This is a genomic window from Candidatus Magnetominusculus dajiuhuensis (genome assembly GCF_046044395.1).
Taxonomy (GTDB): Bacteria; Nitrospirota; Thermodesulfovibrionia; order Thermodesulfovibrionales; family Magnetobacteriaceae; genus Magnetominusculus; species Magnetominusculus dajiuhuensis.
Genome location: NZ_JBJUSG010000107.1, coordinates 4395 through 12314 on the forward strand (window position 1 = coordinate 4395; position 7920 = coordinate 12314).

A 7920-nucleotide genomic window follows, 5' to 3' on the forward strand; every position below is an offset into this window, starting at 1 on the left:
CCGGTGTCGTGGCCACTTCAATGGACTCCGCATGGCAGATAAAGGGGGTGGGAGACCTTGACGGCGATGGATATAGCGACATCATTTGGCAGAACGCATCCACAGGTGCCGTTTACGTGTGGCTTATGAACGGCACCGCGATTAAGAGTTCCGGCGCTGTCTCCACGTCGGTTGCCTCCGTCTGGCAGATGAGATAAGCGGGAGATTTTCGCCATTAGGCCAATAAGAAAAAGTGATACAGAATATCCTGAAATATATATGGTATACTTGATTGGAGAATATCTGTAAAAGGAGGCCGTATGGACACCAATTACTATGTAAATAAGGCGTATGACATGGTTATTCTTTATGCACCAAAATTATTTTTGGCAGCCGCTGTTTTGATTATCGGCCTTTGGGTTATCAAGCTTATACATAAGACACTGCTTAGGGCAATGAGTCTGGGGAAATTGGAGCCGTCTTTGCAGTCGTTTTTGGGGAGTATATCAAGTATTATACTGAAGGTATTGCTGTTTATCAGTGTTGCCTCGATGATTGGGATAGCGACTACATCTTTCGTAGCTATTTTGGGAGCCGCGGGGTTGGCGGTCGGGCTTGCCTTACAAAATAATCTGGCTAATTTTGCGGGTGGCGTCCTTATTTTACTGTTTAAACCTTTTAAGGTGGGCGATGTAATTTCGGCGCAGGGGTTTACGGGCAAAGTAAGCGAAATCGGAATATTTCATGCCATTATCAAGATGCCGGACAATAGGACCATCATCATTCCAAACGGCCCGCTCTCTGGCGGGAGCATCACAAACTTCTCCACCGAACCCATGCGAAGACTTGACCTGACGTTTGGTGTTGCAGAAAACGGCGATATTAAAAACATTAAGACGCTCTTTCTCTCCATGTTTAGCGAAGACAGCCGTATCTTAAAATCGCCGCCACCGACGCTGAAGGTAACTGAAATATCGGAGGCCGCAATAAAACTGTCTGTCAATCTCTGGTGTAACGCGGCACATTACGCGGCTCTGAGCGATGAGCTACCGGAGACAAGCAGAGATGTATTCGCCGCCAAAGGTATGAAAATAACTTACCCGTAAAAAGTCTGCCCCGGCAGGGGAAGGTCTGCGCGGCAGGGGGTTGCTCAGAAATTGCTGCAATGAGTTGATAAAGTGTGGTTCAGTACATCTTAAACATATCATTATATACCCACAACAGCATTGCCACGTACATAAAAAATATCACAGACGACATCAACCATGTCAGGTGCCTCGGTTTAGCCGACCCTGCAAACCCGTCCATTCTTGTTGCCCCACTAGATGGATAGTCAACTCGTTCAACCTTATCAGGGCTTTCCACGTACCCAACGGAGGGGTTAAAGTAGTTTGACTCATCTGAAATAAATGACTCACCACACATGCCTTGCTTTCTCTCCAAATATCTCGCCTGAAAGTACCGCAGCCTCAACTTCATTTGATGCTTCATGGATGAGATTAACCAGTACACGCATATAAACTCACCAATAACGGCAAGAAATATCACCGACATGTAGGGTACGTGGGTATCCGCCATGCCGGAAGCGTAAGATAGCAACCCCATAGAAAACAATATGACACATAGATTCAAAGACAGGTATGCCAACTCACTCCACAGCAATCGGTTCTCAATTGAATGTATGCTCCTCATCAATAACAGGTGCTTATCACTGGTCACACCCTCAGCCCATCTGTCTCTTTTACCCTCTGCCTCTACGTTTTCAGCCACATTACCCTCCTAAGCCATTGTCTTATTCTCAATCGGTCATAGTAACTGTGTTATATCATAATTATTAATCATAGGGCAAGTGATGACTGCCAGCAATTGTAAAAAAACAGGGGGACTCTGGCAAAAGAACTAATCAGGGAAATACCTTGGGGGCATTTCCCCACATTCCGGCATCATCATGGCGCAGGGCAGTGATGGCCGGCAGATGCGTACATGGTCTCATGCGGTGTGGGCCTTAGGCAGTGTAACCTCAATTATAGTGCCAGAATCTTCGGATGTTTGCATAGAGATACTGCCATTTTGGGCCTCTGCCATCATGCGTGCCGAGTATGTGCCCAATCCGGTGCCGCCTTTTTTCCCCATAGTTACAAATTTATCGAAAAAATGAACACGAATGGACTCTGGTACCGCGCCGAGATTTTTTATGGCCAACTTGATGGTGTTGCCATCTCCTGACGCTGCGGTAACAAATACGGTGCTGCCTGTGGGGGCGGCCTCTGCCGCGTTTTTTATAAGATTGTGAAGCATTGAGTAACACAGCAACTCATCGCCAAGCGCGGTGAGTTGCTCTGCGCCCGTACTTTTCGTCGTTATCTTTATGTTTTTGGCCGTAAATCCAAGGCGTACCTCATCTGCCACCTTCTCTGTCAGCCGCAGAATATCCACTGGTTGTGCGTTTAGATGATAGCGTCCGGTCTCCATCTTATAAAGGTCTGTGGAGCGGTTCAGCATTGTAACCAGAGAGTAGGACAGGTCTTCTATTGTCTTTAGCTGCTCTGATGCCATGCTTTTGCCCTGCCCTACACTGCCGATTATACCTATGATAGCGGCCAGAGGGCTTTTCATGTCATGGCGAATGATGAGTTCTACATCGTCGCGGAGTCTGGCGTTGTCCATCATAGTGTCCAGTGTGTGTTTCAGTTCCTCATAACCGCGGTAAAAACGCAGAAAGCTGCGCACCCTTGCCTGCAAGGCGACCCTATCTATGGGCTTGGTAACATAGCCCACAGCGCCGGCCTCCAGCCCTTTGACTATGCTTTCAGGGTCATTCATCGCAGATAGAAATATGACGGGAATGCCCGAGGTTGCCTCGTTTGACTTCAGTATTTTTATGACCTCGAAACCGTCCATGCGCGGCATCTTGACATCCAGAAGTACAAGATCAGGTTTATCGGGCGACTCGCATATTTTGATTGCCAGCTGCCCGTTTATGGCAACCTTAACGCGGTACTCGGCTTGCAAAATATTTGAAATCAGCCCCAGGTTACCCGGTACGTCATCTACGACAAGCACGGTATAGGTCTTGTTATCGCTACTGATTGCCGAAGTTGCAGATGTCGGGTCAATAACCGGACTTATCTCTGCTTGTGCCGCGCTTTTGACCTGCCTTACAGTGCTGCGATTAAGAGTTCGTTTAATCTTCTCAGAAAGAGTCCCCAGAGAAAAAGGCTTTAGTATAAAGTCGCTCACCCCGGTTGCTATTGCCTTCTCTATCTGTTGCCGCCCAACCTCCGCGGTAATCATGATAAACGGAGTGAATTTGTGGTTGCTGTCCATGCGTACCCATTCAAGCAGCTCAAGGCCTGTCATTTGGGGCATGTTCAGGTCAGAGAGGATCATGTTGACGGGGTCGGTGCCCAATTTACGAATGGCTTCCTCTCCGTTTTGAGCCGTAAGGATTTTTGAAAAGCCAAGTGTTTTAAGGTTGCTGACAATAACCCCGCGCATCTCGACCATATCGTCCACGACGAGAAAAATCGGCTGGCTGTCTATAATCCCTCCCACTGCTTCCCTCTCCTGTATCTTTACACACAGTGCTTAACCTAACTTACCGTCAAGGTTAGTTTAGCATGGGGAGATGTTATTTGTCCAACCCCTTGAACGTCTTTAGGCCGGCTGGTGGTGGCTATATTTTATTCCCTGAAAAAATCCAGGAGCCTAAGGCGCGCGTTTATGAGGAGCTCTGGAGGGGACGGCCACTGTTCCATGATAATCATGCCGCTGAACCGGCGATTTATCATCCTTGCCGCGAATCCCCTCAGTCCGAGGGTGTTAGATTTTGAAGGGCCGCTAAACAGTGTCAGGTGGCTGTCAACATCTCCGAAGTTTTCGTGGGCGTGGATGTGTATTATCGGCACGTCATTCGATAATCTGTCAATATACCTAAGGAAATCGTTTCTGGTCTCGTGGAATATATTGGCGTGGCCAATATCAAGGCACATGCCCACGTGTTTGGCGGGAAGGGTTCTTAACATAGAAAATAACCGGTTAAAATCCGCAGGGCCTGTGATGGTAGTGTTTTCGATGGACAGCGTAATCCGCGCCTTTGCGGTGATGTCTATCAGGGGAAGCAGGGATTTCAGATAGTTCTCAAGTCCATGTTCTGTGAAAAGATGAATATTTATATTTGACGCCCCGACGTCACAGGCAAACTCCACGTGCTTAAAAAAGACATCTGAAAAGCCGTCTGATAAGGGGTCAGCATGGGCAGGGCAATGTACGGACAGAGCCAACCCGCGCTTGAGGGATTCTTCCCTGATGCGGCGTCTGTCCTGCGTTGTGGCATCCCCGATATCCCATCCCTGTCCCCATGATTTCTTGTCAGAGAACCACTCAAAGGCGTCAAAACCGTTGTTGAGCGCGAAGTCAAACGGCAGCTCATAGGGCTGCGCCGTGAAGGCGGTCTGATTGCCTATGCGAACATTTCTTTTATCAGTCATCCGGGAACCCTCCGTTATTATAGTCAGGGCAAACGCATTAGAAAAATTTGCCTATGCCTTCAGTCCAAAATATGGTTTCCTGGATTCCAGCTTCCGCTGGAATGACAGAAAAAGAGACGGGAATGACAAGAAAAGAGAACGAAAAGACAAATTCAGGTGTTCGTTTTGTTCTGCCTTGTCTGTCATTCCAGCGAAAGCTGGAATCCAGTCTATGAGATTCCTATTGTAATTTTCAAATGCGATCGCTCTGTTATTATAGTGGGGCGTTGCGATTTTTGGCAATCATATATGTTAGAATAGAGCGCCGTAACGGCTAAGGAGGTTTTTAGTATTATGTCTGACGACGTAAGGGTACGATTCGCGCCAAGCCCGACGGGGTATCTTCACATAGGTGGCGCAAGGACTGCGCTTTTTAATTATTTATTTGCAAGGCGTCACAATGGAAAATTTATCTTACGCATAGAGGACACTGACAGGAGCCGCTCAACAGACGAGTACATAGAGGCAATCATAGACGGCATGAAATGGCTGAATCTTGACCATGACGAGGGGCCTTTCAGGCAGACAGACCGCACGGAGCTGTACCGCCAATATGTCAACCGCCTTCTTGAGGAAGGTAGGGCGTACTACTGTTATTGCTCGGCTGAGGAGCTGGAATCAAAGAGAAAACTTGCCACCGCTGCCGGTAAGCCCCCCAGATACGACGGCACGTGCAGGGATTTGAAAAACCCGGAGGCAGAGATTAAACCAGTCGTCAGGTTTAAAATGCCCCAGTATGGCAGCACCATGGTGGATGATTTAATAAAGGGAAAGATAGTTTATGAAAATTCAGTGTTTGATGATATTATAATAATGCGTTCTGATGACACGCCGACATACAATTTCGTAGTCGTGGTGGACGATATTGAGATGGGCATAACACACATCATCAGAGGGGATGACCACTTAAACAATACTCCAAAGCAGATGCACATATATGAGGCATTTGGAAAAACACCCCCTAAGTTTGCCCACCTGCCGATGATTCTCGGTTCTGACAAGGCGCGCCTCAGCAAACGCCACGGGGCTACGTCTGTTCAGGCATACAGGGAGATGGGCTACCTACCCGATGCGCTGCTGAATTATCTTGTGCGGCTCGGTTGGTCGCACTCTGACCAGGAGATATTTTCGAAGGCCGAGTTGATAGAGAAATTCTCATTGGAGCATGTCGGCTCCTCCGCCTCGGTATTCAATCCGGAGAAACTACTGTGGATGAACGGGGAATATATTAAGGCCGCGTCACCAGAGGGGTTAATTCCATTATTAGCACCATTTTTGGGGTCGGTTGATTTGGTGGATAAACAATGGCTTGCAAGGGCGATAGTGACCCTTCAGGAGCGATCGAGAACCATTGTTGAGTTGGCAAATTCGATGCACTATTACATAGAAGAGGACGTTGTAATAGACGAAAAGGCGGGAAAGAAATTCCTTACCAACGAGACAAAACCCTACCTTACCGCGTTAATAGAAAGGCTCACCGCCCTTGAGGATTTCACCGTGAAACAGATAGAGGTGGTGTTTATGGGCCTGCTTGATGAGTTTAACGTCCAGCTTGGCAAAATCGCCCAGCCGACGAGGGTCGCCATTACGGGAAACACCGTAAGTCCCGGCATCTTTGAGGTCATTGAGCTGGTTGGCAAGGACCGGACGATTAAAAGGCTTCAGAAGGCGCTGGCGAAAATTTAAATTAACTGAAACAGGACATTTCTATTTTGCTCTGACACACCCTGTTTGTAGTCCTTGACAACAGCGTTTTGATAGTGTTATTTTTTTCGTGCTTGAGCTACGTAAGTGGCAGTGGCTAAAACTATGGATATGAAAGACAACGTTAAAGCCGGGCGGTCATCGTCCCTGATTTATTATGCGCTGCTTGTTCTGCTGGCTGTTGCTATTGGCATATATGTGTTTGTCAATAAACCGCCTGTTGATATTAAGGTAACGAACGCCTTCGTTTATGCTTTGTTTTTTTATGGTATTTTTAAAATAGCCGATTACTTTTTCAGTACGCTATATATCGAAAGGGCAAAGATTGCCGTTCCCAAACTAATCCATGACATCGTCACCGCGGTAATTTATGCCATAGCCCTGTTTGCAATCCTGAAAATACAGTTTGGCATTGATTTAACCCCTATAATAACGACCTCGGCGGTGTTTTCTATGGTCATAGGTCTTGCGCTTCAGGACACGCTGACCAATCTTATCGCGGGTGTGGTGCTGCACATAGAAACCCCTTTCAGAATCAACGACTGGATACGCGTAAAAGAGACAGATGGCAAGGTCGTCGAGATAAACTGGCGCACGACTAAGCTGCTCACGCGCACTAACGATTATCTGGTCATTCCAAACGGCAATATCATAAAAGATACGATTCTCAGCGTAAACTATCCCACACCGAGTCAGATTATGAGCCTCTTCGTAGGTGTGGACTACGATACGCCTCCAAACAAGGTAAAGCAGGTTATCGCATCTGTCTGCCTGAAGACTTGTGAAGTGAAAGGCCATCCACCGGAGGTACGGGTGGTAAAATATAATGACTCTTCCATTGAATATGAGCTTAGGGTCTGGATTAACGACTATGGACTCAAACCCCACATCGCCAACATCCTGATGACTAAACTCTGGTACGCCTTCAAAAGAGAGAACATCAGGATACCATTCCCCGTCAGAGATGTTTACTGTCATCCAGTAACCGGCGTTGACAGCAGTGACGAGTTCGAACAGAATTACTCAGCCGTGCAGCGAATAGAGTTTTTCTCGGTCTTCCCTGAAAATGTACAAAAGGAAATCGCCTCGCAGCTTGTCCAAAAGTATTTCGGCAAGGGTGAAAGTATCTTTGAAGAGGGTGACGAAGGGGACTCCTTCTATGTCATCAGAAGGGGCAGGGTCTCTGTAACGGTAGGCGGTAACGAGGTGGCCGTTCTGAAACGGGGGGATTTTTTCGGAGAGATATCTCTTTTTACCGGCGGTATAAGGACTGCGAGTGTGACGGCAAAAGATGACGCATTACTCCTTGTCCTTGATAAGGAGGGTTTTTCCAATGTAATAATGGACAATCCGAGCGCTGTGGAGTCAATCAGCGCAATTATCACGCGCAGGGAAATCGAAAATGAGCAACTGGCCCGAAAAATGAGCGAACAGGCGCTGTCCGAAGAGCAGCTCAACGCCCATTTTGCAAACAAGAAGACGAAGATGTTCTGTAAAATCAAGGAATTTTTTAACCTGACATAAGGCCGCCTTTTTTCCCTTATTATTCTATTACGTAAGCCGCGGGTAAATGAATAACCTACCCAATAATAGACAAAAGAATCCTGATTGTCTGATTTCTGGCAATTATACGTTTATACTAAGTTGCGTTCGTATGAGTAATTTTGTCATTCCTGCGAAACATACATGAATAGAGTCAATCTTCGCC

7 protein-coding genes are annotated in these 7920 nt (G+C 47.1%); 4 read left to right on the forward strand and 3 right to left on the reverse strand.

Annotated elements, in window-relative coordinates:
* Together AB7D94_RS13225 and AB7D94_RS13230 are read left to right on the forward strand one after the other, a co-directional pair.
* On the forward strand, positions 1-197 hold a 197-nt coding region (locus AB7D94_RS13225; RefSeq protein WP_420266364.1), incomplete at its 5' end, for an FG-GAP repeat domain-containing protein.
* Between the two features lie 102 nt (positions 198-299).
* Complete coding sequence (locus tag AB7D94_RS13230; protein ID WP_420266365.1) at positions 300-1085, forward strand: mechanosensitive ion channel family protein; 786 nt, start codon at positions 300-302, stop codon at positions 1083-1085.
* A 79-nt stretch (positions 1086-1164) separates the two neighbouring features.
* Here the strand turns inward: AB7D94_RS13230 and AB7D94_RS13235 are convergent, their stop codons facing one another.
* From AB7D94_RS13235 to AB7D94_RS13245, 3 genes are all read right to left on the reverse strand, one after another.
* Positions 1165-1749 (reverse strand): hypothetical protein, encoded by a 585-nt coding sequence (locus AB7D94_RS13235; protein WP_420266366.1) that lies wholly within the window; start codon positions 1747-1749, stop codon positions 1165-1167.
* A gap of 219 nt (positions 1750-1968) precedes the next feature.
* Positions 1969-3534 (reverse strand): hybrid sensor histidine kinase/response regulator, encoded by a 1566-nt coding sequence (locus tag AB7D94_RS13240; protein ID WP_420266367.1) that lies wholly within the window; start codon positions 3532-3534, stop codon positions 1969-1971.
* Between the two features lie 128 nt (positions 3535-3662).
* The gene (locus AB7D94_RS13245; protein WP_420266368.1) at positions 3663-4469 is read right to left on the reverse strand and encodes a sugar phosphate isomerase/epimerase family protein; all 807 of its coding nucleotides are present in this window, start codon (positions 4467-4469) and stop codon (positions 3663-3665) included.
* 333 nt (positions 4470-4802) lie between these two features.
* On the opposite strand from AB7D94_RS13245, the gene gltX reads away from it, so the two are divergent.
* Positions 4803-6194, forward strand: coding sequence for a glutamate--tRNA ligase (gene gltX / locus AB7D94_RS13250; protein ID WP_420266370.1), 1392 nt, complete (start codon positions 4803-4805; stop codon positions 6192-6194).
* Positions 6195-6299: 105 nt separating this feature from the next.
* Positions 6300-7736 (forward strand): cyclic nucleotide-binding domain-containing protein, encoded by a 1437-nt coding sequence (locus AB7D94_RS13255; protein WP_420266371.1) that lies wholly within the window; start codon positions 6300-6302, stop codon positions 7734-7736.
* Positions 7737-7920: the final 184 nt, after the last annotated feature.

Coding starts and splice junctions, on each gene's coding strand:
- AB7D94_RS13230 (WP_420266365.1), top strand. CDS start 300: ATGGACACCAATTACTATGTAAATAAGGCGTATGACATGGTTATTCTT.
- gltX (WP_420266370.1), top strand. CDS start 4,803: ATGTCTGACGACGTAAGGGTACGATTCGCGCCAAGCCCGACGGGGTAT.
- AB7D94_RS13245 (WP_420266368.1), bottom strand. CDS start 4,469: ATGACTGATAAAAGAAATGTTCGCATAGGCAATCAGACCGCCTTCACG.